This window comes from Streptomyces sp. NPDC107517 (genome assembly GCF_055582645.1).
Map to the genome: position 1 here is coordinate 140,791 of NZ_JBVJPM010000019.1, position 23,385 is coordinate 164,175.

Annotated in this window: 18 protein-coding genes; 7 read left to right on the top strand and 11 right to left on the bottom strand. The window is 71.2% G+C overall.

Annotated features, from left to right (window positions below):
- Window positions 1-15: 15 nt before the first annotated feature.
- The 4 genes from ACZ67T_RS33635 to tcuA are packed head-to-tail and all read right to left on the bottom strand — an operon-like array spanning window position 16 to window position 5,013.
- Complete coding sequence (locus tag ACZ67T_RS33635; protein ID WP_469989078.1) at window positions 16-1,143, bottom strand: alcohol dehydrogenase catalytic domain-containing protein; 1,128 nt, start codon at window positions 1,141-1,143, stop codon at window positions 16-18.
- Window positions 1,140-2,027 carry an N-acyl homoserine lactonase family protein gene (locus tag ACZ67T_RS33640; protein WP_469989079.1) on the bottom strand — a complete coding sequence of 296 codons (888 nt, stop codon included), beginning with the start codon at window positions 2,025-2,027 and terminating at the stop codon, window positions 1,140-1,142. Before ACZ67T_RS33640 ends, ACZ67T_RS33635 begins: the two co-directional genes overlap by 4 nt.
- Entirely contained in the window at window positions 2,020-3,507 is a 1,488-nt protein-coding gene (locus tag ACZ67T_RS33645; RefSeq protein WP_469989080.1) for an aldehyde dehydrogenase, read from the bottom strand. Before ACZ67T_RS33645 ends, ACZ67T_RS33640 begins: the two co-directional genes overlap by 8 nt.
- A gap of 12 nt (window positions 3,508-3,519) precedes the next feature.
- Window positions 3,520-5,013 (bottom strand): FAD-dependent tricarballylate dehydrogenase TcuA, encoded by a 1,494-nt coding sequence (gene tcuA / locus ACZ67T_RS33650; protein ID WP_469989081.1) that lies wholly within the window; start codon window positions 5,011-5,013, stop codon window positions 3,520-3,522.
- Window positions 5,014-5,129: 116 nt separating this feature from the next.
- Here tcuA and ACZ67T_RS33655 point away from each other — a divergent pair, with 116 nt between their 5' ends.
- Complete coding sequence (locus tag ACZ67T_RS33655) at window positions 5,130-6,077, top strand: alpha/beta fold hydrolase (protein ID WP_469989083.1); 948 nt, start codon at window positions 5,130-5,132, stop codon at window positions 6,075-6,077.
- 9 nt (window positions 6,078-6,086) lie between these two features.
- On the opposite strand, the gene ACZ67T_RS33660 is transcribed toward ACZ67T_RS33655, so the two are convergent.
- Window positions 6,087-8,498: an acetyl-CoA acetyltransferase gene (locus tag ACZ67T_RS33660; RefSeq protein ID WP_469989085.1), complete on the bottom strand. Its 2,412-nt coding sequence runs from the start codon at window positions 8,496-8,498 to the stop codon at window positions 6,087-6,089.
- Between the two features lie 227 nt (window positions 8,499-8,725).
- On the opposite strand from ACZ67T_RS33660, the gene ACZ67T_RS33665 reads away from it, so the two are divergent.
- The gene (locus tag ACZ67T_RS33665) at window positions 8,726-9,334 is read left to right on the top strand and encodes a TetR/AcrR family transcriptional regulator (protein WP_469989086.1); all 609 of its coding nucleotides are present in this window, start codon (window positions 8,726-8,728) and stop codon (window positions 9,332-9,334) included.
- 18 nt (window positions 9,335-9,352) lie between these two features.
- Here the strand turns inward: ACZ67T_RS33665 and ACZ67T_RS33670 are convergent, their stop codons facing one another.
- Window positions 9,353-10,273, bottom strand: coding sequence for a LysR family transcriptional regulator (locus ACZ67T_RS33670; protein WP_469989088.1), 921 nt, complete (start codon window positions 10,271-10,273; stop codon window positions 9,353-9,355).
- A gap of 264 nt (window positions 10,274-10,537) precedes the next feature.
- Between ACZ67T_RS33670 and ACZ67T_RS33675 the strand changes: the two genes are divergently transcribed.
- The 3 genes from ACZ67T_RS33675 (at window position 10,538) to ACZ67T_RS33685 (ending at window position 15,572) form a co-directional block, all read left to right on the top strand.
- Entirely contained in the window at window positions 10,538-13,033 is a 2,496-nt protein-coding gene (locus ACZ67T_RS33675; protein ID WP_469989090.1) for a CaiB/BaiF CoA transferase family protein, read from the top strand.
- Window positions 13,034-13,035: 2 nt separating this feature from the next.
- Window positions 13,036-14,073 (top strand): zinc-binding dehydrogenase, encoded by a 1,038-nt coding sequence (locus ACZ67T_RS33680; protein WP_469989092.1) that lies wholly within the window; start codon window positions 13,036-13,038, stop codon window positions 14,071-14,073.
- Window positions 14,074-14,135: 62 nt separating this feature from the next.
- Window positions 14,136-15,572, top strand: coding sequence for an aldehyde dehydrogenase family protein (locus ACZ67T_RS33685; RefSeq protein ID WP_469989094.1), 1,437 nt, complete (start codon window positions 14,136-14,138; stop codon window positions 15,570-15,572).
- Window positions 15,573-15,795: 223 nt separating this feature from the next.
- Here ACZ67T_RS33685 and snpA read toward each other — a convergent pair whose 3' ends face one another.
- Both snpA and ACZ67T_RS33695 read right to left on the bottom strand, forming a co-directional pair.
- A complete protein-coding gene (gene snpA, locus ACZ67T_RS33690; protein WP_469989095.1) occupies window positions 15,796-16,479 on the bottom strand; it encodes a snapalysin in 684 nt (227 codons plus the stop codon).
- A gap of 398 nt (window positions 16,480-16,877) precedes the next feature.
- A complete protein-coding gene (locus tag ACZ67T_RS33695; RefSeq protein WP_469989097.1) occupies window positions 16,878-17,324 on the bottom strand; it encodes an integrase core domain-containing protein in 447 nt (148 codons plus the stop codon).
- A gap of 131 nt (window positions 17,325-17,455) precedes the next feature.
- Between ACZ67T_RS33695 and ACZ67T_RS33700 the strand changes: the two genes are divergently transcribed.
- Window positions 17,456-18,496: an NAD(P)/FAD-dependent oxidoreductase gene (locus ACZ67T_RS33700; RefSeq protein ID WP_469989099.1), complete on the top strand. Its 1,041-nt coding sequence runs from the start codon at window positions 17,456-17,458 to the stop codon at window positions 18,494-18,496.
- A 127-nt stretch (window positions 18,497-18,623) separates the two neighbouring features.
- Here the strand turns inward: ACZ67T_RS33700 and ACZ67T_RS33705 are convergent, their stop codons facing one another.
- The gene (locus ACZ67T_RS33705; RefSeq protein ID WP_469989100.1) at window positions 18,624-19,985 is read right to left on the bottom strand and encodes an MFS transporter; all 1,362 of its coding nucleotides are present in this window, start codon (window positions 19,983-19,985) and stop codon (window positions 18,624-18,626) included.
- Window positions 19,982-21,043 (bottom strand): zinc-dependent alcohol dehydrogenase family protein, encoded by a 1,062-nt coding sequence (locus ACZ67T_RS33710; RefSeq protein WP_469989102.1) that lies wholly within the window; start codon window positions 21,041-21,043, stop codon window positions 19,982-19,984. Before ACZ67T_RS33710 ends, ACZ67T_RS33705 begins: the two co-directional genes overlap by 4 nt.
- A 274-nt stretch (window positions 21,044-21,317) precedes the next feature.
- On the opposite strand from ACZ67T_RS33710, the gene ACZ67T_RS33715 reads away from it, so the two are divergent.
- The gene (locus ACZ67T_RS33715; RefSeq protein WP_469989104.1) at window positions 21,318-22,268 is read left to right on the top strand and encodes a sugar-binding domain-containing protein; all 951 of its coding nucleotides are present in this window, start codon (window positions 21,318-21,320) and stop codon (window positions 22,266-22,268) included.
- Window positions 22,269-22,487: 219 nt separating this feature from the next.
- On the opposite strand, the gene ACZ67T_RS33720 is transcribed toward ACZ67T_RS33715, so the two are convergent.
- Window positions 22,488-23,099, bottom strand: coding sequence for a hypothetical protein (locus ACZ67T_RS33720; protein WP_469989105.1), 612 nt, complete (start codon window positions 23,097-23,099; stop codon window positions 22,488-22,490).
- Window positions 23,100-23,385 lie beyond the last annotated feature (286 nt).

The following is a 23,385-nucleotide window of genomic DNA, read 5'->3' on the forward strand; positions in this document are numbered from 1 at the left end:
CAGGCGCTCAGCGCCTCAGCGGGCTGGGCGTACGACATCGCGTACGGACGCGCCTGAGGCCAGGCGGTCGAAGGCGCCGTTGATCTCGTCGAGCGGTACGGCGGCCGACCTGAGCCGGTCGACCGGGAGTCGGCCCGAGCGAAAGAGCTCCAGGTAGCGGGGGATGTCCCGGCGCGGCGACGCGCTGCCCATGTAACTGCCGCGCACGGTGCGTTCGGTGGCCACCAGGTCGGCGAGCGGCAGGTCGAGCCGCGCGGCGGGGTCGGGCAGGCCGGCCGTGACCAGGACGCCACCGCGTCCGGTGACCGCGTACCCGAGGCGGGCGGCGGGCGCGGCACCGGCGAACTCCAGGACATGGTCCGCGGGGCCGAACTCGTCGAGGATCCGCTCGGCGCAGTCCGGCCGGGACGCGTCGTACACATGGGTCGCCCCCAGCTCGCGCGCCAGGTCGAGCTTGGCGGGGGACAGGTCGATCGCGGCGATCCGGGTCGCGCCGGCCGCGACCGCGCCGAGCAGGGCGCTGAGGCCGACCCCGCCGAGACCGATGACGGCGGCGGACGAACCGGGGTGCAAACGTGCCGTGTTGAGTACCGCGCCCACACCGGTCACCACCGCGCAGCCGAAGATCGCGGCGATGTCCAGGGGCACGTCCGGGTCGATGCGGACCAGGGACCGCGGGGTGACGACGGCGTACTCGGCGAAGGCGGAGACGCCGCTCCAGTGGTGCAGCGGCTCGCCGTCGAGGCTGAGTCTGCGTGCACCGGTGGGCAGGGTGCCGTCCGCCCGGGACCGCCATGACGCCTGGCAGAGATTCGGCCGTCCGGCCAGGCACACGGCGCAGTCGCCGCAGCTCGCCACGAAGACCATCACCACGTGGTCACCGGGCGCGAGTCCCGTCACGCCCTCGCCCAACTCCTCGACCACGCCGGCCGCTTCGTGTCCGGCCACGGCGGGCAGTCTGCGCGGCCGGGCCCCGGTGACGGCGGACAGGTCGGAGTGACAGACCCCGGCCGCGGCGATCCGTACGAGCACCTCGCCGGGCCCGGGTCCCGCGAGGTCGACCTCGGTCACCTCGAAGGGGCGGCTCTCGACGAACGGCGGCTCGGCGCCCGCGGTACGCAGCACGGCGGCACGCATCTTCATGACCGCACCACCGCCGCCTCTTCGTCCTCCTTCGCCGCCTCTCGGTCCTCCTTCGCGGCCTCCTCGGGCATCGGCGCGGGCGCGAGGTGCAGTGCCACCGCCCCGTCGAGGCCGGGAGCGGCCGCGGGGAACCTTCGCAGGACGAGCGGATCGTGGCCGGGGACGATGTGGTCGGGCCCGTCCGCCAGGCGCGTGACGGTCCGCAGGGCCCCGATGTAGTCGACGGTGCTGACCAGGACCGGGAACGGGTTCTCGGCGGTCAGGTTCTCGTAGTAGTGCACGGCGTCGGAGGCGAGTACGACGTTCCCGCGTGCCGTGGCGACGCGCACCACCTGCATGCCGGGTGTGTGACCGCCCACCCGGTGGGCCGTGATCCCGGGCGCGATCTCGGCGTCCCCGTCGTGGAAGACCACCCGGCCCTCGTACAACGCGCCCAGCCAGTTGCTCAGTTGGGGCCGGTCGAAGGGCCTGCGCAGGAACGGGCTGCACATCGCGGGCCCGGTGGCGTGCGCCAGCTCGGCGCGCTGGATGTGCAGCCGCGCTCGCGGGAAGTCGTCGACTGTGCCCGCGTGGTCCCAGTGCAGATGGGTCGTGACGACGTCGTCGACGTCCGCCGCGTCGATGCCGACGTCGGCGAGGGCGGCGCGGGGCGAGCGGTGGTGGTCGTGGCCGCGCGCGGTCATCGTCGCGGGCTCCGAGCCGGTGTCGACCAGGACGACGCGGTCCGCGCCGACGACGGCCCAGACGAAGAAGTCCATGGGCATGGCCGCGTCGTGGCAGTCCCCCGGCGGCAGATGGATCACGTTCTCGTAGCGGCGGCGCCGGGGATTGGCCCCGTAGCGCAGGGCGAAGACCCGGTACTCGGGCCCGCCGGTGTCAGGCATGCTGCTCCGCCTCCTGTGCCGTGTCGACCGGATCTGCCGTCAGATCGATCCAGACGCTCTTCGTCCGCACGTACTCCCTGATCCCGTCGAAGCCGCTCTCGCGCCCCGTCCCGGAGGCCTTGTAGCCGCCGAACGGCGACTGGGGGACCGTGTTGCGGTACGTGTTGATCCAGACGGTGCCCGCCTCCACCCGCCCCGCGACGCGGTGCGCACGGGCGAGGTCGCGGGTCCAGACCCCGGCCGCCAGACCGAACGGCACGTCGTTCGCGAGCTCGACCGCCTCGTCCTCGGTGTCGAAGGACGTCACGGCGAGTACGGGGCCGAACACCTCCTCCTGGAAGAGTCGGTCGTGCCGACTCACGCCGTCGAAGACGGCTGGCAGCGCGAAGCGCCCGGCGGGGTCGGCCTCGTCGAGGACCGCGACCGCGCCGGACGCGCGGGCCGCCTCGACGTGCTCCTGTATGGCCGCGTACTGCCGCGCGGTCGCCACCGGTCCGACATCGGTCGCCGGGTCGGCCGGATCGCCCACCCGCATGCGCTTTGCCCTCTCCGTGATCCGGGCGAGCAGCGCGTCGTGGGCCGACGTGTGGACGAGCAGCCTCGAGCCGGCCAGGCACGTCTGCCCGCCCGAGGCGAACACCCCGGCGCAGATTCCCTCGGCCGCGCGGTCGAGATCGGCGTCGGCGAACACGATCTGCGGGGACTTGCCTCCCAACTCCAGGGTGCAGGGTGTGAAATGACGTGCCGCCAGTTCCCCGACCAGCCGCCCTGCGGCTGCCCCGCCGGTGAACGAAACTTTCCGCACGAGAGGGTGGGCGATCAGATCCGGCACCACCTCGGGGCCGAGCCCGGTGACGACATTGACGATGCCCGGCGGGAAACCGGCCTTCCCGAACAGCTCGTTGAACACCAGGCTGGAGGCGCTGGCGTGCTCGCTGGGCTTGAGCACGACCGCGTTGCCCGCCGCTAGTGCGGGTGCCACCTTCCAGGCCGCCAGGCGCAGCGGGGAGTTCCACGGCAGGACGGCCGCGACGACCCCGTACGGTTCGAGGACCGTGTAGTTGAGCGAGGCCGGGCGGTCCACGGGGATCACCTCGCCCTGCACCTTGTCGGCCATGCCGCCGTAGTAGCGGTACCAGCCGGCCATGGAGCGCAGGGACGTCCGCAGCTCCTTGCGGGACTTGCCGTTGTCCCGCGACTCGACCTCCACCAGCTCGTCGACGTGTTCCAGTACGAGATCGGCGAGACGGTTGAGGAGCACGCCCCGGTCCGTCGCGGTGAGCGTGCGCCAGCTGGGGGAGCGGAAGGCCGCGTCCGCGTCGCGCACCGCCGCGTCGACATCGGTCGCGCTGCCGCGAGCGATCGCCGCCCAGGGATCTCCGGTCGCCGGGTCGAGCGATTCGAAGGTGCCACCGTCGGCGGCCGGCACGGACACGCCGCCTATCCGCATGCCGAACGTCTGCATAACCCCTCCCTTCATGAGTCCGCTCCTTTAAAAGAGTGCGCTGTATGTGGCTGCCTGTGTGCCCGCGATGCGCCCGAACACCGAGCCCGCGGTGAGCCCCGTACCGCCCGGATAGTTGTGGTAGAAGAGCCCGCCGACGATCTCGCCGCAGGCGAAGAGGCCCGGCAGTTCGGGTCCTTCGGCGCCGCACACCTGGGCTCGCGGGGTGATCCGCAGGCCGCCGAAGGTGAACGTCACGCCGCAGGTGACCTGGAACGCCAGGAAGGGGCCCTGTGTCAGCGGGTTCGCCCAGTTCGACTTGGGCACGGCGAGGCCCCTCGTGTCCCGCCCGTCCTTCACCGTCGGATCGAACGGCACATCGCTTCGCACCGCCGCGTTGTACGCGGCGACCTCCGTGAGGAAGCCGTCGGCGTCCACCCCGTCCATGCGGCGCGCCAGTTCCTTAAGAGTCGGGGCCTCGACGCGGGTGGCCTCCTTGATGCGGTACTCGTCGCGCAGCAGATGTGTCACCTGCTGGTCGAAGACCTGCCAGGCCATCTGGTGCGGCTGCTCGAGGATGCGCCTGCCGTACTTCGCGTACGTGTAGTTGCGGAAGTCCGCACCCTCGTCCACGAAGCGCCTGCCGTCGGCGTTGACCATGATCCCGAACGGATAGCTGTGCTTCTGGAAGCCGTCGCCGACCGCGAGATCGCCGTGCTCGGGCGCGTTGCGGTCCCAGCCCACCGCGTGACAGCCGGACCAGTGCCCGGCGGGCGACGCCCCCGCGGCGAGTGCCATGCGGTGTCCGGCTCCGGTGTTGAAGCGGGTGCCGCGGACCTTGGCGAGGTCCCAGCCGGGTCCCAGGTAGCGGGTGCGCCACTCGGCGTCGGCCTGGAAGCCGCCGCTCGCGAGCACGACGGCGCGCGCCTCGATCTCCGTCGTGGCGCCGTCGACGACCGCCCGTACACCGTGCACCCCGGAGTCGTCGGTGAGCAGGTCGACGGCCCGGCTGTTGTAGCGGATGCCGATGCCCGCCTCGGCGGCGATCTTGTGTTCCCGCTCGACCAACCCGGCGCCGCCACCCACGACTTCGACCGTCAGGCCGCCCCAGAAGCGGAACTTCCCGTCGACCTCGAACGCCTGCCGTCCGTAGGCCGGTGCGAACCGGACGCCGTGGCCGGCCATCCAGCGCAGCGTCTCGTGGCTGCGGCCGACGAGGACCTCGACCAGGTCCGGATCGGCGCGGTAGTCGGTGACCCGTGCCATGTCGTCGAAGAACGTCTCGGCGTCGTAGCGGCCGAAGTCGGTGGTGTCCTCGGCGTCCGCGGGCAGATCGGGGATGAGTGCCCTCAGGCCGGTGGTGCCGTCCACGCCGTCGTACACCGTGCGCATGGCCCCGGCGGTGAACGCGGTGTTGCCGCCACGCTCGCCCTCCGGGGCCCGTTCGAGCACCAGCACCTCGGCGCCCGCCTCCCGCGCCGCCAGAGCCGCACACATCGCCGCGTTGCCCGCGCCGACCACGAGCACCTCGGTCCCCGTCATTCGCACTCCCTGTCGTCCGTCTGCGCTGCCCGTCGGTCGGGTAATTGAGTGTACTCTATAGTGAACCTGCTGCATATGAAGGAGAGTTGAGCCGAACAGCTCCGAGGAGGAGACGCATGCCGCTGGAGGACGCGCACCCCAGGGAGTTCACGCCGAGGGGCGGAGCCGTGCGCGTCACCCGGCTCACCGTCGACGGCGCCGACGGGGTTCCCCTCGCCGCCGATGCGTACGGGGAGCGTGGTGACACGCCGGTCGTCCTCCTGCACGGCGGCGGTCAGACGCGGCACTCCTGGCGCTCGACCGCCCGCGAGCTCGCCGGGCAGGGCTGGTACGCCGTCGCCGTGGACCTGCGGGGCCACGGCGAGAGCGGCTGGTCACCCGACGGGGCGTACGGCCTTGAGCGGTTCGCCGCCGACGTCGTCCGGATCGTCGAGCACCTCGGCACCGCGCCCGTTCTCGTCGGGGCGTCACTGGGCGGCAATGCCTCCCTGGCGGCGCTCGGGCACCGCCCCGAACTCGCCCTCGGCCTGGTGCTGGTGGACGTGTCACCGTTCCTGCGGCCCGCCGGGGCGGACCGGATCCGCGCGTTCATGAGCAGCGGCGCCGAGGGCTTCGCGTCCTTGGCGCAGGCCGCCGACGCGGTCGCCGCCTATCTGCCCCACCGGCCGCGCCCGCGCACCACCGACGGGCTGCGCAAGAACCTCCGTCAGGAGAACGGGCGTTACTACTGGCACTGGGACCCTGCCTTCCTGCGGGCCCCGGCCGATCAGGCGGTCCAGCGGGACACGCTGATCGACCCGGCGCGTCTGGGCGCCGCGGCGACATCCCTGCGCGTCCCCACCCTCCTGGTGCGTGGCGCCGAGTCCGACGTACTCGGTGAGGCCGACGCCCGGCGCTTCCTGGAACTCGTGCCGCACGCCGAGTACATGGACGTCAAGGGCGCGCACCACATGGTCGCGGGCGACGACAACGCCGTGTTCGGGCGTGTGCTCGGCGACTTCCTCGACCGTCGGGTCGGCGCACGCCTGCGTCTGCTCCGGGAGACCGGACCGACGCAGGCGTGACGCCATCGATCACTGGTTTCGCCACCGTGGTTCGCGCTTCGCCGCGAAGGCCGTGAGGCCCTCCACGAAGTCCGCGCTCAGCGTGACCTCGTCGTGGGCCTGCGAGTGGAAGGTGACCGCCTCCAGGGTGTCGGGGATGGCCTGGGTCTCCGCCATCACCTGGAGCGAGGCGCGCACCGCGGTGGGAGCGCCCTGAAGGATCTCCGCGGCGAGCGCGCGGGCACCCGCGAGGGCGGTGCCTGCCTCGACCACGCGGTTGACCAGGCCGGACGCGAGAGCCTCCTCGGCCGTCAGCCGACGGCCGGTGAGGATCATCTCGGTGGCCAGTTTCTGCGGGACAGCCCGCGGCAGGCGGATCAGACCGCCCGCGCCCGCGATCAGGCCGACCCTGACCTCGCTCAGCGCGAACCGCGCCGTGCTGTCGGCGACGATCAGATGGCAGGCGAGGGCGATCTCCAGACCGCCGCCCATGGCGAAGCCGTTGACCGCGGCGATGACCGGCTTGGGCAGGCTCGGGCGCGAAGTGAGCCCGGCGAAACCGTTCTTGGGTACCCACGACGGCTTGCCGGAGGCGGTGTGCACGAGGTCGTTGCCGGCCGAGAACGCCTTGTCGCCCGCGCCCGTCAGGATCGCGACCCACAGATCGGGGTCGGCGAAGTAGGCGTCGAAGACCTCGTCGAGCTCGTCGTTGGCCTGCGGGGTCAGGGCGTTGCGGGCCTCGGGGCGGTTGATGGTGACCTCGAGGAGGTGACCGGCGCGGTGTACGAGGATGTGCTCGTAGTCGTCGCGGAAGACGGCGGGGCGGGGCGGGAACAGCGCCGTCATGCGGGTCTCGGTGAGCGCGACCCGGTTGCCCTGCCCGAAGGAGCGGGCGAAGACCCGGGTCCCCGCCGGGTCGCCTTCGGTGAGCAGATCGAGGAGTTCCTTGTCACCGTCCGCGGCCTTGGCGATGAAGCGCCGGTCGTCGGCCTCCAGGCGTCCGATGACGATGCCGGTGGCGGACCCGTCGCGTCCGTACGCCACGGTCCAGGTCTCGATCGTGGCCCAGCCGTCGGCCCGGCGGGCCTCGGTGGGTGCTGGCAACGCGTCGATCTCCGCCTGGAGTTCGGCGCTGCGGTCCGCGCGCCAAGGAGCCGGCGCCGTCGAGTAGACAGCGACCGAGTACTTGCTGAGGTTGCCGCCGTTGGCGCCCACCAGGCCGTACGTGCCGGGGACGGCGCGCAGGCGGTGCGCGGTCTCGGCGACGGCGTGCATCGAGTAATTGTTGCCCGCGCCGCCGAAGAACGGCAGGCCGCCGGTGAGGGTGAGGCCACGCGGGTCGGCCGCGTCGAGACCGAGGCCGTCGCAGATGTTGGCGACCGCGATCGGGAAACAGCTGTAGAGATCGAGCGTGGCCAGGTCGTCGACGCCGATCCGGGCGACGTCGAGCGCGTGCCGTACGGCGGTGACCGACGCGGGTGCCACCGACAGGTCCTGGCGCTCCATCAGGTCACGCTCGCGCAGATCCGCGTGCCCGTGCAGGAACACCCACCTGTCCTCGGGCACCCCGAGCCGCCGCGCCGCCCCGACCGACATCAGCAGCGCCGCCGCGCCCTGGTTCACCTTGTCGCGGGCGATCACGTACCGCGGATAGGGGTCGACGACCATCCGGTTCTGTGCGGTCACCGTGACCAGTTCCGCCGCGTCGCGCACGAGGGGGGCGGAGGCGTGCGGGTTGCGGGCGGCGACGTTCGTGAACGGGGCGAACAGGGCGCCCATCGAGGCGGCGTACTTCTCGCGTGACAGGCCGAGACGGGCCCGGCGCGCGTTCTCGAAGAGGGCGTACTGGTGCGGGGCGCCGGTCAGACCGTGGTCGTTCAGATGGCGCGACACCAGCCCCCTGAGCCCGTACCCGCGGTCCTCCAGAGAGCCCTCGATGTGCTCCGTGAAGTCGGGCCGCTCATCGGCCGGTTCGGAGGCGGCGAGGTGCTGGACGGTGGAGATGGCCTCGGAGCCGAAGACGAGCGCCACCTCGGCGTCGCCCGCGGCGATCGTCGCGGCCAGCTCGTTCAGCAGGTGCTGGGGACTGTCGCCGCCCGCCTTCTCCAGGATCGCGCGCGCCGGGTCGGCGCCGACCCGGCGCGCGACCGAGCGCGGGTAGTTGTCCGAGCGGCCGAGCGGCGCGGTCGACCGGGGCTGGGAGATCTCGAACTGCCGCACTCCGGCGACCGTGTCGACGGCGGCGGCGAGGGCCTCCTCGCCCGCCGTCGCGGCGGCGTCGGCCAGCGCCTCCCGGGCGGCGTCCGCGGCCAGCTCGACGGGGGAGCGGCGGCGGTAGCCAGGGTCCTGGATCCGCTCGGAGGACTGGCCGACACCCACGAGGACCGGAGTGCGCGGGTCTAGGGCGTCGAGGGCGTCGGAGGCGGTGCTGGGTCGGGGCATGGGGAGCCGCTCCTGAAGTCGATGGGGCCCGCGGCGGCGCGGTGGCGGAGGGGCCGCGGGGCGAGTGGCTAATACTGAACGGCAACCGTTCTGTAATTGGAGGATAGGACGCCGTCCGGCGAACTGGCAATGTCACGTACGGCATGGCCGGTGAAACGCGGAGCCTGTTCCGCGCCGCCGGACACGGTGTAGGAACATGGGTCCATGACCGTGAGGACGGGGGGCCGATGACCGTGCCGAGAAGCGCCGCGGGGCGCCCGCGCGACCCCGAGGTCGACCGCCGGGTCGCCCACGCGGCCGTCTCCGTCTTCGCCGAGGGCGGCTGGATGTCGTTCAGCATCGAGGCGGTGGCCCGTCGGGCGGGTGTCGGCAAGGCGTCCGTCTATCTGCGCTGGACCAATAAGGAGGACCTCCTCGCCGAGGCCCTCACCCTGCAGCTCGGCCGGATCGCCGACGTCGACACCGGCACGGTCCGCGGCGACCTGGTCCAGCTCGTGCGCCAGCAGCTGGAGCTGTACGCGGGCGAGCACGGCGGCGCCGCGCTGCGGCTCGGCCTTGAGGCGCGCACGATCCCGCGGCTCGCCGACCGCTACGAGGCGATGTCCGAGGAGCAGATCCTGGCCGCGCGCGCGATCGTACGGCGCGGCATCACCCGCGGTGAACTGCCCGCGAACACCTCGGTCACCTTCCTGCTCGACGCCCTGTGCGGCGGCGCCATGAACCACGCTCTGGCCACCCCGCCGCACCTGCGCGCGCGGGTGACCGAGACATCCGCGCGCTACGCGGAGGAGTTCGTGGACTTCGTCCTCGCCTCGGTCCTCGTGGCCACGGACTGACCGGGGCGCCTGCCGCCCCTAGAGCTCCAGCGGAGCGTCCCCGAACGTCGCGCGCAGGGAGTCGAGCACCTCGGCGAGCCCGTGCACCCGCCGCACGCTCTCCGCGCACCAGACGACGCCCACGTGCATGGCGAGGTCCGGCTCGGCGAGCGGTACCACCGCGTACTCCGGGGCGTCGAAGACCCGCGTCGAAGGATGGGCGAGACCGTTCAGCGCGAGGGAGAGCACGCCGGTGCGGCGTACCTGGGCCGCGACCTGGACGCTGTCGTTGTGGGGCAGCTCCACGAGCCGGGTGACGCCCGCCTCCCGCAGGGCACGGTGGAGCGCGTTCACCACCGACGGGTGCACCTTCGACGACGTCGCCACCAGCGCGCGGTCCACCAGGTCCGGGAGCCGGAGCGACTCCCGCGCGGCCAGGGGGTCGTCGGCGCGCATGGCGACCGCGAGCCGCCCGCGGAGCAGCGGCAGGGCCTCGAAGCCGGGCTCCCCCACGGGGAGATGGACCACCGCGAGATCCAGCTCGCCCGCCTGCAGCGCGGGCACCAGCTCGGCCGACGACGCGAGCGTGAGCGGCAGATCGACGTCCGGGGCCTGGGCGTGGAACGCGTCCAGGACCGCGTCGAGGGCCTGCGGTGCGGCGAGTGTCGCGGCTCCGATCCGGCAGGTGCGGCGGGTGGCGGCGGCCGGATCGGGGGAGAGACGCTTGAGGGCGTCGAACCGCCGCACCACCTCACGGGCCGGCACCAGGAACCGCTGCCCGAACGGGGTCAGCTCCACTCGGTGGTATTCGCGTACGAAGAGATCGGACCCCAGTTCCCGCTCCAGCTCCTTGACCCGGCGGCTCAGCGGCGAGGGCGTCAGGTGAAGGCGTTCGGCCGCCCGCGCGAAATGCAGCTCGTCGGCCACGGCCAGGAAGTACCGGATCTGCTGGATGTCCATCGCTTCCGTACGCTACCGGCCCACCGTCCGGACGGCGATGAGCGGGTCGGAGCACATTGCGCGTCCCGACATGCGTACGTGCCGGAATCGGCGATGGGCAACGCCGGGCCCCGGTGCCAGCATGAACGGCAACGCACCGTTCACACGGCCGTCATCCGCAACGGCCCGGCACCCGCACCGCACCGTCACGCCGGGCCGCGTCCAGCACTCACCGCCATGCCCGGCCCCTCCCCGCGAGGCCCGCCGCCCCTCCGGCCTGCCCGGATGCGGCCGCGCCCGGGCGTGCCTGCCCCTTGGAGGTGCCTGGTGCCAGCACACGAGCTGTCCGCCCCGATTTCAACCCCCCTACCGCTGGAGGGAGTTCGCGTCGTCGACATGACCGACGGCCTCGGCGAGAGCGCGGGTCGCTACCTCGCCGACCTCGGCGCCGATGTCATCCTCGTCGAACCCCCGACCGGCGCGGCGGCCCGCCGCCAGGCTCCCGTGCACGACGGTGCAAGCCTCTACTTCGCCACCCGCAACGCCAACAAGCGCGGCGTCGTCCTCGACCTGGAGCACAGCGAGGCCGACCGCGAGCGACTGCTCGCGCTGCTCGACACAGCCGACATCTGGTTCGAATCCGACCGTCCCGGCCGTCCCGTACGCCAGGGCGTCGCCCTCGACACGGTGGCGGAACGCAACCCGGCCCTCGTCATCGTGTCGATCACCGACTTCGGCCACACCGGTCCGTACCGGAACTGGACCGCCACGGAGCGTGTCCAGCTGGCCCTGGCCGGCGTCCTGTCCCGCTCCGGGCAGCCGGGGCTCGAACCGCTCACCCCGCCCGGACTCCTCGCCACCGAGTCCGCCGCGTACCAGGCCGCCTGGGTGGCGCTGCTCGCCTACTACCAGCGCCTGGAGACCGGCGTCGGCGACCGCGTCGACTTCTCCGTGTACGAGGCCGTAGCCCAGACCGTCGACCCCGGCTATGGCATCGGAGGCTCCGCGGTGGGCGGCCGGCGGGCCGCCGAGCTGCCGCGCGGACGTCCGGACGCCGGCGCCCTGTACCCGATCTTCCCCTGCAAGGACGGGCACGTACGCATCTGCGTGCTCAGCCCGCGACAGTGGCGGAGCATGCGGGCCTGGCTCGGCGAACCGGCGGAGTTCAGCGACCCGAAATACGAAGGGCTCCTCGAACGACGACGCGTCACCGACCGGATCCACGCCCTGATCGGCGAGTTGTTCCGTGACGCCTCCAAGGACGAACTGGTGGCACAGGGCCAGCGCCATGGCGTTCCGGTCGCCGCCCTGCTCACCCCCGAAGAGGTGCTGACCACCGAACACTTCCTGGTCCGTGCGGCGTTGGCCGACGCCGACATCGCGCCGGGTGTCACCGGACGGGTGCCGACCGGGTTCCTGGAACTCGACGGACACCGCGCCGGGCTGCGGCACCGGGCGCCGAACCTCGGCGAGCACACCCGGCAGGTCTTCGAGGATCTCGGGCGGCGAGCCGACGCCGCCCTCACGCCACGCGGCGTCGGACGTCGGCCGCTGGAGGCCCTGCGCGTTCTCGACCTCGGTGTGATCGTCGCGGGCGCCGAGTTCGGCCGGCATCTCGCCGACCACGGCGCCGACGTCATCAAGGTGGAGAACCGCGCCTTTCCGGACGGCGGCCGCCAGTCCATGACCGGTGAACTCATCACCGCCCACTTCGCCTGGGGACACCGCAACAAGCGCAGCCTGGGCCTCAACCTGCGCGACCCGCGCGGCGTCGAGCTGTTCAAACGCCTGGCCGCCGAGGCTGACGTCGTCCTGTCCAACTTCAAGCCCGGCACCATGGAGTCGCTCGGACTCGGACCGGACGAACTGCACAAGGTCAACCCCCGTCTGATCCTGGCGGAGAGCAGCGCTCTGGGCTCCACGGGACCGTGGAGCAAGCGCATGGGATACGGGCCGCTGGTGCGAGCAGGCGCCGGACTGACCGGCCTGTGGCGCTACCCCGAACCGGGGCGCGAGAGCAGCTTCAGCGACGCCATCACCATCTTCCCCGACCATGTCGTCGGCCGGGTCGGCGCCACCGCGGTCCTCGCCCGTCTCATCGAACGACGGCGCACCGGCAGGGGCGGCACCGTCGGCATATCGCAGGCGGAGATCGCCCTCACCGAACTGGCCGAGCTGTTCCTGCGCGAGTCCCTCGAACCAGGGTCGGTCGTCGCCGTCGGCAACACCGGTACGACCGACGCGCCGCAAGGCCTCTTCCCGTGCGCGGGCGACGACGACTGGTGCGCCGTCGAGGTCCGCGGCGACGGCGACTGGCAGCGCCTGTGCGCCGCCATCGATCGCGCGGACCTGGCCGCCGACCCGCGTCTCGGCACCGTGGACGGTCGTCTGGCGCACCGCGCAGAGGCCGAGGCGGCGCTGGTGTCGTGGCTCGCAGGACACGGACCGCGCGAGGCGATGCGACTGCTCCAGGACGCGGGCGTACCCGCCGGCGCCATGCAAAGGGTGGCCGAGTACCCCGACGACCCGCAGCTCGCCGCGCGCGGCTTCTTCGCCCGCATGCGGCAGCTCGAACTCCCCGACGAGCTGCCCACGGAGGCACGCCCGGCCCTCGCCCACAACCTGCCCGACGCGCTGCTCGGCCCGGCCCCGCGCCAGGCCGCCCACACCCGCCAGGTGTGCCGTGAGGTGCTCGGCCTGACGGATACGGAGATCGACGAACTCCTCGCCCAGGGAGTCCTGGAGGAGGAGGCGGACACACAGTGGAAGGGAAAGTTCTGAAGATGAAGGTCTACGCCTTCGAGGAAGCAGGCGGCGCCGCGCGCGAGACAGAGATCCTGACGCCGGCCCCGACCGGGCACGAGGTGCTCGTGCGGCTCACGCACAGCGGCGTCTGCCACACCGATGTCCATCTGCGCGACGACGACACCGGCGCGCTGCCGTTCCCGATCGTCGCCGGACACGAGATGGCCGGTGAGGTCGTCGCCGTCGGCGTCGCCGTCACCGGTGTCCGGGTCGGTGACACGCGTCTGGTCCATCCCTGGACCGGCTGCGGAACGTGCGCGCACTGTGCGGTGGGCCGCGACGACGCCTGCGCCGACATGCGGTATCTCGGCATGCACCGCCCCGGCGGCTACGCCGAGGCCGTGCTCGTACCGCACGAGCGCCATCTGCTGGACATCGACGGCATCGACCCGGCCTTCGCCGCGACCCTGGCCTGTTCCGGGCTCACCGCGTACTCCGCCGCCACCAAGGTGCTCAGCCCCGAGGCCGACATGGACGAGGAGATCGTCGTCATCGGCACCGGCGGCCTCGGTCTCATGGCCATCGCACTCCTCACCGCCCTCGGCAGGCACCGGATCACCGCCGTCGACATCAACGACGAGCGCCTGGAGATGGCCCGCGCACTCGGTGCGGCCCATGTCGTCAACAGCGCCGCCGCCTCCGGCGGGGCCACGCGCGCGGCGATCACCGAGGCGACGGGCGGCGGTGCCACCGGCGTCGTCGACCTGGTCAACAGCGGGCAGACGGCCCGGCTCGGCTTCGACGTGCTGCGCCGGGACGGAAAGCTGGTCCCGGTCGGCCTGTTCGGCGGCGACGTGACGCTCCCCACCGGCGCGATCCCCTCCAAGCGGCTGACCGTGCAGGGCAGTTACATCGGCACGCTCGCCGAACTCGCAGAGGTCGTCGACCTGGCGAAATCCGGCCGTCTCGCGCCGACCCCGGTGGTCCGCCGCCCGCTCACCGCCGCCGGTGTGACGGACGCGCTCGACGCCCTGGCCGCGGGCACGGTGCCCGGCCGCATCGTCCTCACGGCCTGAACCGACGTACGACAAAGGCTCGAACGGACCCTGACGTGAACAACCCTGAAAGGTGCAGCTCCATGACGCAGACCCCAGCGCCGACCCTCCGCCGCATGCTCGTCGACGGCCGCCAGGTCGCCGCCGAGGGAGCCCCGCTCGATGTCCTCAACCCGGCCACCGAACTCCTCGCGGGGCAGGCCCCCGACGCCACCGACGCGCAGCTCGACGCCGCCGTGGAGGCCGCCCAACGCGCCTTCACGACCTGGCGTGAGACCCCCTTGGACGAACGCCGCGCGGTCCTGGGCGCCATCGCCGCCGTGATCGGTGAACACCTGGAGGAGCTGGCCGTCCTCCTCACCACCGAGCAGGGCAAGCCGCTCGCGGCGTCACGCGGTGAACTGCAGTCGGCCGTCCACTGGTGCGAGGGCTTCGCACAGATGGATCTGCCCGCCGAAGAGATCCGTACGACCGACACGCACCGGGTCCGGATCCGCCACGTCCCGCTGGGCGTGGTCGCCGGGCTCGTTCCCTGGAACGTCCCCATCGCGCTCGCCATGTGGAAGATCGCCCCGGCGCTCCTGACCGGCAACACCATCGTCGTCAAGCCGTCCCCCTTCACCCCGTTGACCATGCTGCGGATCGGAGAACTGCTCGCGCAGGCGCACGTGGTCCCGGCCGGTGTGCTGAACATTGTCAGCGGCGGCGACCACCTCGGCCCCAAGCTCTCCGAGCACCCCCGGGTACGGAAGATCGCCTTCACCGGCTCGACCGCCACCGGCAAGCGGGTCATGGCCTCCGCGGCCCGCAACCTCGCCCGGGTCACCCTCGAACTCGGCGGCAACGACGCGGCCGTCGTGCTGCCCGACGTCGACGTGGACGCTGTCGCCGAGAAGGTCTTCTGGGCCTGCTTCATGAACAGCGGACAGGTCTGCGTCGCCTCGAAGCGGGTCTACGTCCACGACGAGATCTACGACGCCTTCGCCCGCCGCTTCGCCGAACTGGCGGAACGGGTGCAGGTGGGCGACGGCCTGGACCAGGGGGTGAGCCTCGGCCCCCTGCAGAACCGCGTCCAGTACGAGAAGGTCGTCCGGCTCATCGAGAAGACCGCTGCGGACGGCGCGACGTTTCTCGTCAAGGGTGACATTCCCGAGGGCGCCGGATACTTCGTCCACCCGACCGTCGTCGACGACCCGGCCGACGACTCGGACATCGTCCGGCTCGAACCCTTCGGACCCGTCGTACCGCTCCTGCGCTTCCACGACATCGATGAGGTCGTCGAGCGGGCGAACGCCTCCGAGTACGGCCTGGGCGGATCGGTCTGGAGCGGCGATCCCGAGGCCGCCGAACGGGTCGCCGCCCGTATCGAGACCGGCGTGGTCTGGATCAACGAGGGACCACTTCTCGCCCCCGGCCTGCCGTTCGGCGGCCACAAGTCCTCGGGCCTGGGCGTGGAGAACGGATCCGAGGGACTGCTCGAGTATCTGGACACTCAAGTGCTCTGGTCCCCGGCCGGGTGACGGCTCCCGCAAGTCCGGGATGTGGTTGCGCAGGGTGACCGGGGAGACACCGAGCAGTTTGGCGGTCGAGTCGATGGAGCGGCATAGGCCGGGCAGCGGGTCGCGCACGGCCCGCCGGGCACACGTACCGACCGTTGCCCGGCGCCACGGTCCGTTACGGACCGTGGCCCAGCGCTACGGTCCGTAAGGGCGAGGGAGTACTCAGATGGTCAGCGGGCCTGGCTCAGTGCCTCCAGGGCCTGCCCGAGTCCGGGGTCTGCGTGAGTCCGGTGGCCCACATCTGGTCGACACGCGAGCGCTCGGTGGCGTTCGGGTAGCGGTTGGTGCAGGACGGGCCGGGGCCGCCGCCCGACATCAGCTCACTGCACGGCCCGCTGTAGTCGTCTTCCAGGCCCAGCACATGCCCGGTCTCGTGGGTGGCGACGCGGATCGAGTCGTTCTGCCGGATCTGGGTGTAGTCGAGGAAGATGTAGCCGTTTCCGTGGCCGTCGGTGGAGGCGTAGGACCCGCGTGAGTTGTTGCCCTCGCGGTAGGAGAAGTCGGCACCACTCGACGCCGGCTGGAGCTTGACGTTGGACTGGGTGCTGTTCCAGATCGAGGCCGCGCTCGATATCTGCGAACGGAAGCTCGGTGCCTGGGAGGCGTTGTAGTAGACGGTCACCGCCTGCGCGTTCGGCTGGGCGGCGCGCTTCTCGGCGACCGATTTGAGCACGGCCTCGGAGAACGCCTTGTTGTTCGCGGTCTCCTCGACCGACCCGGCGTACCGCGCCGTGGAGGTACCGGCCGCAGCGGACGGGGTGGCTGCCGTCTGGGCGCTCGCCGGCACCGCCGCGCCCAGCGCGCTGGAGGCCAGACCCAGGCCGAGAGCGAGGGCGAGAGGCCTCGCGGATGTTCGGGACAACTTCATACAGGGGCTCCTACTGGCTCGGTGACGCCGAGCGCCCGGTGCGTGGTCGACTCGGCGTGAGCACCGGCTCCGAACTGCGGCGACGTCCTGTGGGTCGTCATTCTTAGAAAGGCTCGACAGAGAGCACAAGGGGCCCCCACCGCTACGTCGCCTAGTAGGTCCGCGGCCCCCGCCAGGGCCATCTGCGGGCCTTCGGTCCGCAGATGGCGGCCGGAGGGGAAGCTGTCGCGGCGTCAGAAGCGTTACGCCATGGGGCGATGAGCGTGAGGCCCGGCCGGGCGGAATCCCGGGAGGCGCGGGAGGATCCAAATTAGGGTCAAAACGGACAAATGCTTAGATGTCTGTCATGCGGTATCTACTAAGTACGCCGGTTGATTGGCGGAGCGCTGTGACTGATGTCATAGAACATGGACTTCTGTCTCTTTCGCGCCCCGTCGGCCCCCGAGGCGCCTCAGGGAGTCGCCCCCTCGGCGCGGGGCAGCTCGGTTGAGGGCCCGGCGTGGCCGACGCCCGTTGTAGTGCAACTCGAACTCGCGGAGCCCGTCCAGGAGATGGCTGTGGTTCCACGTCAGCGCGCGGTCCGGCGGTTGCCGACGACAGGTCTGTATCCCGCGCTCCGTGGCCGAGTTCATCGGCGGCATGCGGATATCGCCGGTGATACCGCCGGTGACGACCTGCAGCCCTGCATCGGTTGGCGCGGCGTCGAACGCATCGGTGAACTTGGAGTCCCGGTCTCGTATGAGGAACCTGGCCTTGCTGCCCACGTCCTCCAACTCCGCCATAAGGTTGCGCGCTAGCCGCACCGCCCGGTCCGCGGTGAAGTGTGTGCCGGCATCGAGGGTCATGATGCGCCGGGTGTGTGCTCGATGACGGCGAAGACGTGCAGACGCTCCCCGGTCAGGGTGCGGACGGACCAACTGTGTCGCTATGGCTGCGGCCACCGACTGAACAGTCGTTGACCTACCGAAAGGACCTCATGTCAGCCGTTGTTGTTGTCGGTGCGGGAATCGTCGGCTCCTCAGTGGCCTACCACCTGGCCCGTCGGGGCGTCCCGGTCACCCTGCTCGAGCAAGGACCTGCACCGGCCACTGGGGTCACCGGAGATTCCTTCGCCTGGATCGGCGACTCGGGACGCCACTGGCCCGGCGGCGCGCAAGACCTCCGCGAGCACGTCCTGGCGGACTACCGACGCCTGGAGAGCGAACTGCCCCATGTCACCGTCCGCCGGACCGGCTCGCTGTCCTGGGCCGGCACACCGACTGAGGACGCACGTCCGGGGCCAGGCCAGTTCCGCGTCGGACGAAGTGACGTCGTGGCCCTGGAACCCCACCTAGGGCACCCACCCGACCAGGCCATCCACACTCCGAGCGACGCAGGCGTCGACCCAACAGCCTTGGCCCACGCACTCGTGGCAGCCGCCGTCGCCCACGGAGCAACCGTGCTCCACGACACCGCGGTCACCTCCCTGCAGGTAACCCATGGAGGCGTCGGGGGAGTGCTGACGTCGACCGGGCTCCACGCCGCCACCACCGTCGTGCTCACCGCCGGAACAGCCGTCCCCAAGCTTTGCGAGCCGCTGTCGGCCGATCTGGCCATTGCCGCCTCACCCGCCACCCTCGCGCGGGTCACAGCACCGCCTGGCCTGGTCAAGACCATCGTGGCCCGCCCTGAATTCGAGGTCCGAGAAGTCCGGGACGGTGACCTCCTGCTGGTCGTGCCGCATGTCGAAGGCACAGCAGCAGCCCTTGAGCAGGCCGCTCAAGACGCGCTCCGGCACCTGAAGACGGCCTTCCGGGGAAGCGACCAGTGCCGCCTGCTGGGCTACCGCACCGGCAGACGCCCCATGCCCGCGCACGGACCCGTCATCGGATACGCGACCCACGATCGCTCCGTCTACGTCGCCGTCATGCACTCCGCCATCACCCTGGCGCCCACCGTCGGACGACTCGTAGCAGACGAACTCGTCACCGGCCGGCAGGCCCCCGAGCTGCAGCGTTGCCGCCCGCGCGTCCACTGACATTCCTCCAGACAGGTCGCTAGCGGTACTCGCCCTGGCAAGCCCGGCGACTTCCCGCCAGCGCAGTGTCGTGCCGGTCCTCGTCGGCGCTGAGCCGAGAACCGGCACGACACCTGACGCGGCCTTCTTACTGGACCAGGCCCGGCTCGCCCGAGGAGCGCACCCCGATCGCATGCGGAGCCGCGGTTTTCCGGCGGCCTGGGAACGCCTCCCTGCTCCGTACCCACCTCTTTCCTCGCGCCGCGCCGGGGTCGCCCGGCGTGCGCAGGAACAGCAGGGTCAGTGCGGTGCCGAGGGCGTAGAGGGCGACGTAGACGAGGACGACTCCGCCGTAGCCGAGGGCCGGGCCCAGCAGGCTGTACGTCGCCGGGCCGATGAACACGCACAGGCCCGCGGCGAGGCTGTACGTCGCCATCGCGTTGCCCTTGTCCCGCTCCGGCACCATCGAGGTCATCATCGCCGACAGCGGGATGTACCCGGCGAGCGCGGCGCCGTACAGACCTGCGAGCGCGCATGCCACCCAGACGTTGCCGGGGAACGCCTGAGGCACCCAGTAGAAGGCGAGTGCGGCGACGGCGCTGCCGACTCCGCCGACCCAGGCGACCGTGGTGCGCCATCCGAGGACGTCCCCGAGCCTGCCCAGGAAGGGGTCCACGAGCAGGCCGACCAGCCCCATCACGGTCACGACCAGCAGGTACTGGGATGTGCTCAGGCCGATGCGGTGCTCGAAGTAGAACGGGAAGAAGACGAAGAAACCGAAGTAGGGGGCCATGTTGATGACACGCACCACGGCGGCGACGGCCAGCCGGGGGTGCCGCTTCAACACCATTACGCTGTGGGTCAGTTGAGACCGGACGGAACCCTCCGTCGCGGCGACGAGCGGACGGGCGCCATGTGCCTCGCGGACGCACCAGGATCCGAGGACCGTTCCCGCGACCACGAACGCGAGGGAGAGCCACAAGGTCGCGTACGTTCCGGCCAGCGGGATGGCGACCGCGGCGATGGCGGAGCCCAGCGTGGGCAGGCCCGCGGTGTAGGCGAACCAGAACCAGCCGGAGGCGGCACCCAGCCGGGAGGCCGGTGTGGCGACCTGGATCCACAGCAGGAAGGCGTACGCGAAGAGCGGGTAGGCCACGCCGCGCAGCCCGTAGAACAGGTAGATGAGCGGGGTGTGTTCACCGGGGAGCGCGACGGTGAGGAAGCAGACCTCGAGGGCCATCCACAGCAGGCCGCCGAGCCGCATCACCCTCAGCGGGCCCCGGAGGTTGGACAGTGCTCCGGAGAACCAGGCGCCGACGGCTGCGAAGACGCCGTACAGCGTGATCACATTGGCCGCCGACTGCTCGGTCAGGCCGTGTTCGGTCAGGTACGGGGTGAGGAAGTTCGACTCGACGCCGTCGCCGATCATGAAGAGGAGTACGGCGAGGTAGCCGGCGAGCAGGGGGCGGGGCAGGCCGAGCCGGTCGAGGAGAGCCGCCGCGCTCCTCATGCGCCACAGCTTTCCCGGGAGTCTTCCGTGACGATGGCGACCTTGCCGCCGCGGCCGCTGTCGGCGGTCTTGTAGGCGGTGTCGACCTCGGCGAGCGGGAACCGGTCGGTGACCACCGTCTCGGGGTGCAGCCCCCAGCGGTCCAGGTTCTCCAGGAGTTCGCGCATCCGGTGCACCGAGGTGACCCAGGAGCCGATGAGCGTGATCTGGCGGTGGATCAGGTCGTGGGAGACGTCGAGGGTGAGGCTGCCGCCCTCTCCGACCATGACGGCACGGCCCCAGCGGCGGGTGTGGCGTACGGCGGTGAGCTGGCCGGCGCCGTTGCCCGAGCAGTCCATGGACACGTGCGCCCCATCCCCGAGCAGCGCGGGCAGCTCGTGCGCCTCGGCGGCATGATGAACGGCTCCCAACTCCCCTGCCTGCTCACGGCGTTCGGCGCTGACGTCGGTGCCTACGACGAGCGGCGCGCCCAGCCGACGGGCCAGCAGACCGGCGGCGAGTCCCACCGGGCCGAGCCCGGTGATCAGGACGGTGTCGGCCCCGGAGACGTCCGCCCGGCGCAGGGCCTCGTAGGCGGTGCCGAAGCCGCAGGCGACGCACGCGCCGTCGAGGTAGGTGAGCGAGTCGGGCAGGGGAAGGAGGTCCTTCTCGTCGGCCAGCAGGTACTCGGCGTGGCCGCCGTCGCGCTGCCAGCCGTACGCCGCGCGCTCCGGAGAGAGACAGCCGATGGGATAGCCACGGCGGCACTCGTCGCACAGCCCGCAGCCGCTGATGTGGTAGACCACCCTCCTGTCGCCGACCGCGGTCTCCCGACAGCCAGGGCCGACCACGACGACCTCACCGCACGGCTCGTGCCCTCCGACGACCCCTTGGTAGGCCTCGGGGCCCGAACCCAGATGCTCGCGGTAGATGGCGCGCAGGTCGCTGCCGCAGATCGTGGAGGCACGCACCTTGAGCAGCACCTGGCCGTGCCCGGGGGTGGGCACGGGGACGGTCCTCAACTCGGTGCGGCTGCCGCCGGGCAGATGGGCGGCGAGCATGGCTGTGGGCAGGGGCATGGTGATCACCTCGGAGGGGGCAGGGGACGCGGCATTGCGTTGCCGACAGATTTCGCCGCGAGAAACAGCAGGTCAATGGCTGCCCGAGAGAGAGCACCCGGCTCTGCTCAACCGAGCACGAGGGAGATGACGTGCGTCACCTCGCTACGCGGATGACCTCGACGGCCGCACAGGTGCGCGGCACCGCCGCCCTACGCTGTGACTCGCGCGAACCCGCCGAACGGGCGGCGTGCGCGGACCACGACGAAGACACCGGACCGGCGAGGAGGACACCGTGGCCACCAGGGCGTGGGAGTCGCTGCGCGCTGCCGAAGCCGCCCGCCTGCGCTTCGTCGAAGGCCTGCCGATGGCCGAGATCGCGGAGCGGCTCGGTGTCAGCCGCTTCAAGGCGGGGCGCCTGGTACAGGCGGCCCGCGAGCAAGGGCTCGTACAGATCATCGCGCCGCCGCTCGCCGACCCTGCGCGGTCGGCCGCCCTCCTCGCCCGGTACGCGCCGTACGGGCTGAAGAGCGCACTCGCTGTACCCGCGGCCGCGGGTCGCGCGGCTCTGGACCGGGCCGCAGCCGAGGCCGTGGAGGACGCGGTGCTGCCCGGCGACGTCCTGGGGTTCGCCTGCGGCCGGACCGTCAACCGGGTGGTCGCCGCCGTGGAACGGCTGCCCGACTGCGACGTGGTGCAACTGACCGGCCTGACCGCGCCCGGAGACGTGAACGACAGTTCCGTGGAGACGATCCGCCGCGCCTCACGCCTCACCCGGTCGACCGCTGTGCCCGTCTACACCCCCATGGTCCTGCCCACACTCGCCGACGCCTCGGCCCTGCGAAGCCGGCCTGCCGTGGCCAAGACGTTCGCCCGGCTCGACACCCTCACCGTCGCGCTGATCACCATCGGCGCCTGGCAGGCCGGCGACTCCAACCTCTACGACTCGCCCGCCCTGCCAGAAAGCGACCGGGAGGCAGCGACCCGACGCGGCGCCGTCGCCGAATTCGCCGGCCACCTCGTCGACAGGGCCGGACACACCGTGGCCACCGACCTGACCCGGCGCTGCATGGTGGTTCCGCTGGCGCGGCTGCGTGCGGCCCGGGAAATCATCGCGATCGCCGCCGCCACACGCCGTGCGGGCGCCGTCGACGCGGCGCTGCGCAGCGGCGTCGTCCGCACCTTGGTAACGGACAGCGACGTGGCGGACGCCCTCCTCGACGAGTCTGCTTGTGAGGGCATCTGATGTAGCCAGTTGCAAGGTGTGGGCCGACCACGGCTACGAAACCGGCGTCGAACGATGCCTGATGACGGCACTTGACTTCGTGGGCGGAATTGACGAGGTGCTGTCGTACAACCTCGACAGCTGACCGACGCCGCTACCAGGGCTGCCGACGGATCTCGGACGTCACGCATGTGCGCGCAAGCGCACCGAAACGCACCTGGGTCATCCTGCTCTGGGGCTTCAATGACCCATGAGCGCTCTTTTGACGGTCTCGCTCAGCTCTGCGCGCAGTGGCCTGATCCTCGTACGCCACCACTCGGCGCGCTCGTTCAACTCGACGTGCATGGAGAGGGTCTGGCACAGCAGATCGATGCGCTCAACGATGCTGATGACCTCATCAGGGCCGAGATGACCGATGTAGTACCGACTCCGGTGGAGCTCTGCGAGGACGTCCACCACGTGATCGCTGCCGGCTCGATGATTCAAGAAGGCGCGTCGGAACTCTGCCAGAGTGTTCTCAAAGTTCCGGTATTCAGCGCTCCGTGACTCCACCATCCACTGACGGTGCTCAGCCTCTCCCTGCAGACCGGCGACTTCTACAGCGCCCCGATGGCTCTCCGCTGCAAGTTCCAAAGCTCTCTGGTGGTTCGCCTCTGCGGCCTCCATGGACTTCTGGTGGTTCGCGTCCACCACCTCCAATGCAGCCCGATGGTTGGCTTCCGTCACCTCCAACGCCACCCGGTAGTTCGCCTCCGACTGCGCCAGCGCAGTGCGCATCTGCCACCGGGCGATCAGCACACTCGCGGGGATACTCAGGAGAGCGAGAACTGCGGCAACACCGGAAAGGTCCATGACAGTCATGATGGCCGGTGAGTCCGTCAACTCACCTGAAAGCGGCATGGCTTCTGCCAATCCCTCTGGCCAGGCTCGCGATGATTGCCGGCCGGGCGGGCGGAAGGTCGCGGCACGGGCCCGGTCAGTGCTGCGGCGTCCGCACCGTGGACGGCGGACTGTCCGCCGTTCGACTGGCGGGCGCATGTCCTGTGTCAATCCCCCCGAATCGTGGAGACCTTCTCATGCAGCCAGCTCCTCGTTGAGGCTGGCCCAGTAGTCGCGTTCGTAGTCGATCGGGCTCGCG

Bases quoted from the DNA above. Each gene is read 5' to 3' on its own strand.
- ACZ67T_RS33645 (WP_469989080.1), bottom strand. From the start codon at position 3,507: ATGAAGGGAGGGGTTATGCAGACGTTCGGCATGCGGATAGGCGGCGTG.
- ACZ67T_RS33655 (WP_469989083.1), top strand. From the start codon at position 5,130: ATGCCGCTGGAGGACGCGCACCCCAGGGAGTTCACGCCGAGGGGCGGA.
- ACZ67T_RS33670 (WP_469989088.1), bottom strand. From the start codon at position 10,273: ATGGACATCCAGCAGATCCGGTACTTCCTGGCCGTGGCCGACGAGCTG.
- ACZ67T_RS33685 (WP_469989094.1), top strand. From the start codon at position 14,136: ATGACGCAGACCCCAGCGCCGACCCTCCGCCGCATGCTCGTCGACGGC.
- ACZ67T_RS33635 (WP_469989078.1), bottom strand. From the start codon at position 1,143: ATGAAGATGCGTGCCGCCGTGCTGCGTACCGCGGGCGCCGAGCCGCCG.
- snpA (WP_469989095.1), bottom strand. From the start codon at position 16,479: ATGAAGTTGTCCCGAACATCCGCGAGGCCTCTCGCCCTCGCTCTCGGC.
- ACZ67T_RS33680 (WP_469989092.1), top strand. From the start codon at position 13,036: ATGAAGGTCTACGCCTTCGAGGAAGCAGGCGGCGCCGCGCGCGAGACA.
- ACZ67T_RS33640 (WP_469989079.1), bottom strand. From the start codon at position 2,027: ATGCCTGACACCGGCGGGCCCGAGTACCGGGTCTTCGCCCTGCGCTAC.
- ACZ67T_RS33675 (WP_469989090.1), top strand. From the start codon at position 10,538: ATGCGGCCGCGCCCGGGCGTGCCTGCCCCTTGGAGGTGCCTGGTGCCA.
- ACZ67T_RS33705 (WP_469989100.1), bottom strand. From the start codon at position 19,985: ATGAGGAGCGCGGCGGCTCTCCTCGACCGGCTCGGCCTGCCCCGCCCC.
- ACZ67T_RS33695 (WP_469989097.1), bottom strand. From the start codon at position 17,324: ATGACCCTCGATGCCGGCACACACTTCACCGCGGACCGGGCGGTGCGG.
- ACZ67T_RS33665 (WP_469989086.1), top strand. From the start codon at position 8,726: ATGACCGTGCCGAGAAGCGCCGCGGGGCGCCCGCGCGACCCCGAGGTC.
- ACZ67T_RS33710 (WP_469989102.1), bottom strand. From the start codon at position 21,043: ATGCCCCTGCCCACAGCCATGCTCGCCGCCCATCTGCCCGGCGGCAGC.
- ACZ67T_RS33720 (WP_469989105.1), bottom strand. From the start codon at position 23,099: ATGGACCTTTCCGGTGTTGCCGCAGTTCTCGCTCTCCTGAGTATCCCC.
- ACZ67T_RS33700 (WP_469989099.1), top strand. From the start codon at position 17,456: ATGTCAGCCGTTGTTGTTGTCGGTGCGGGAATCGTCGGCTCCTCAGTG.
- tcuA (WP_469989081.1), bottom strand. From the start codon at position 5,013: ATGACGGGGACCGAGGTGCTCGTGGTCGGCGCGGGCAACGCGGCGATG.
- ACZ67T_RS33660 (WP_469989085.1), bottom strand. From the start codon at position 8,498: ATGCCCCGACCCAGCACCGCCTCCGACGCCCTCGACGCCCTAGACCCG.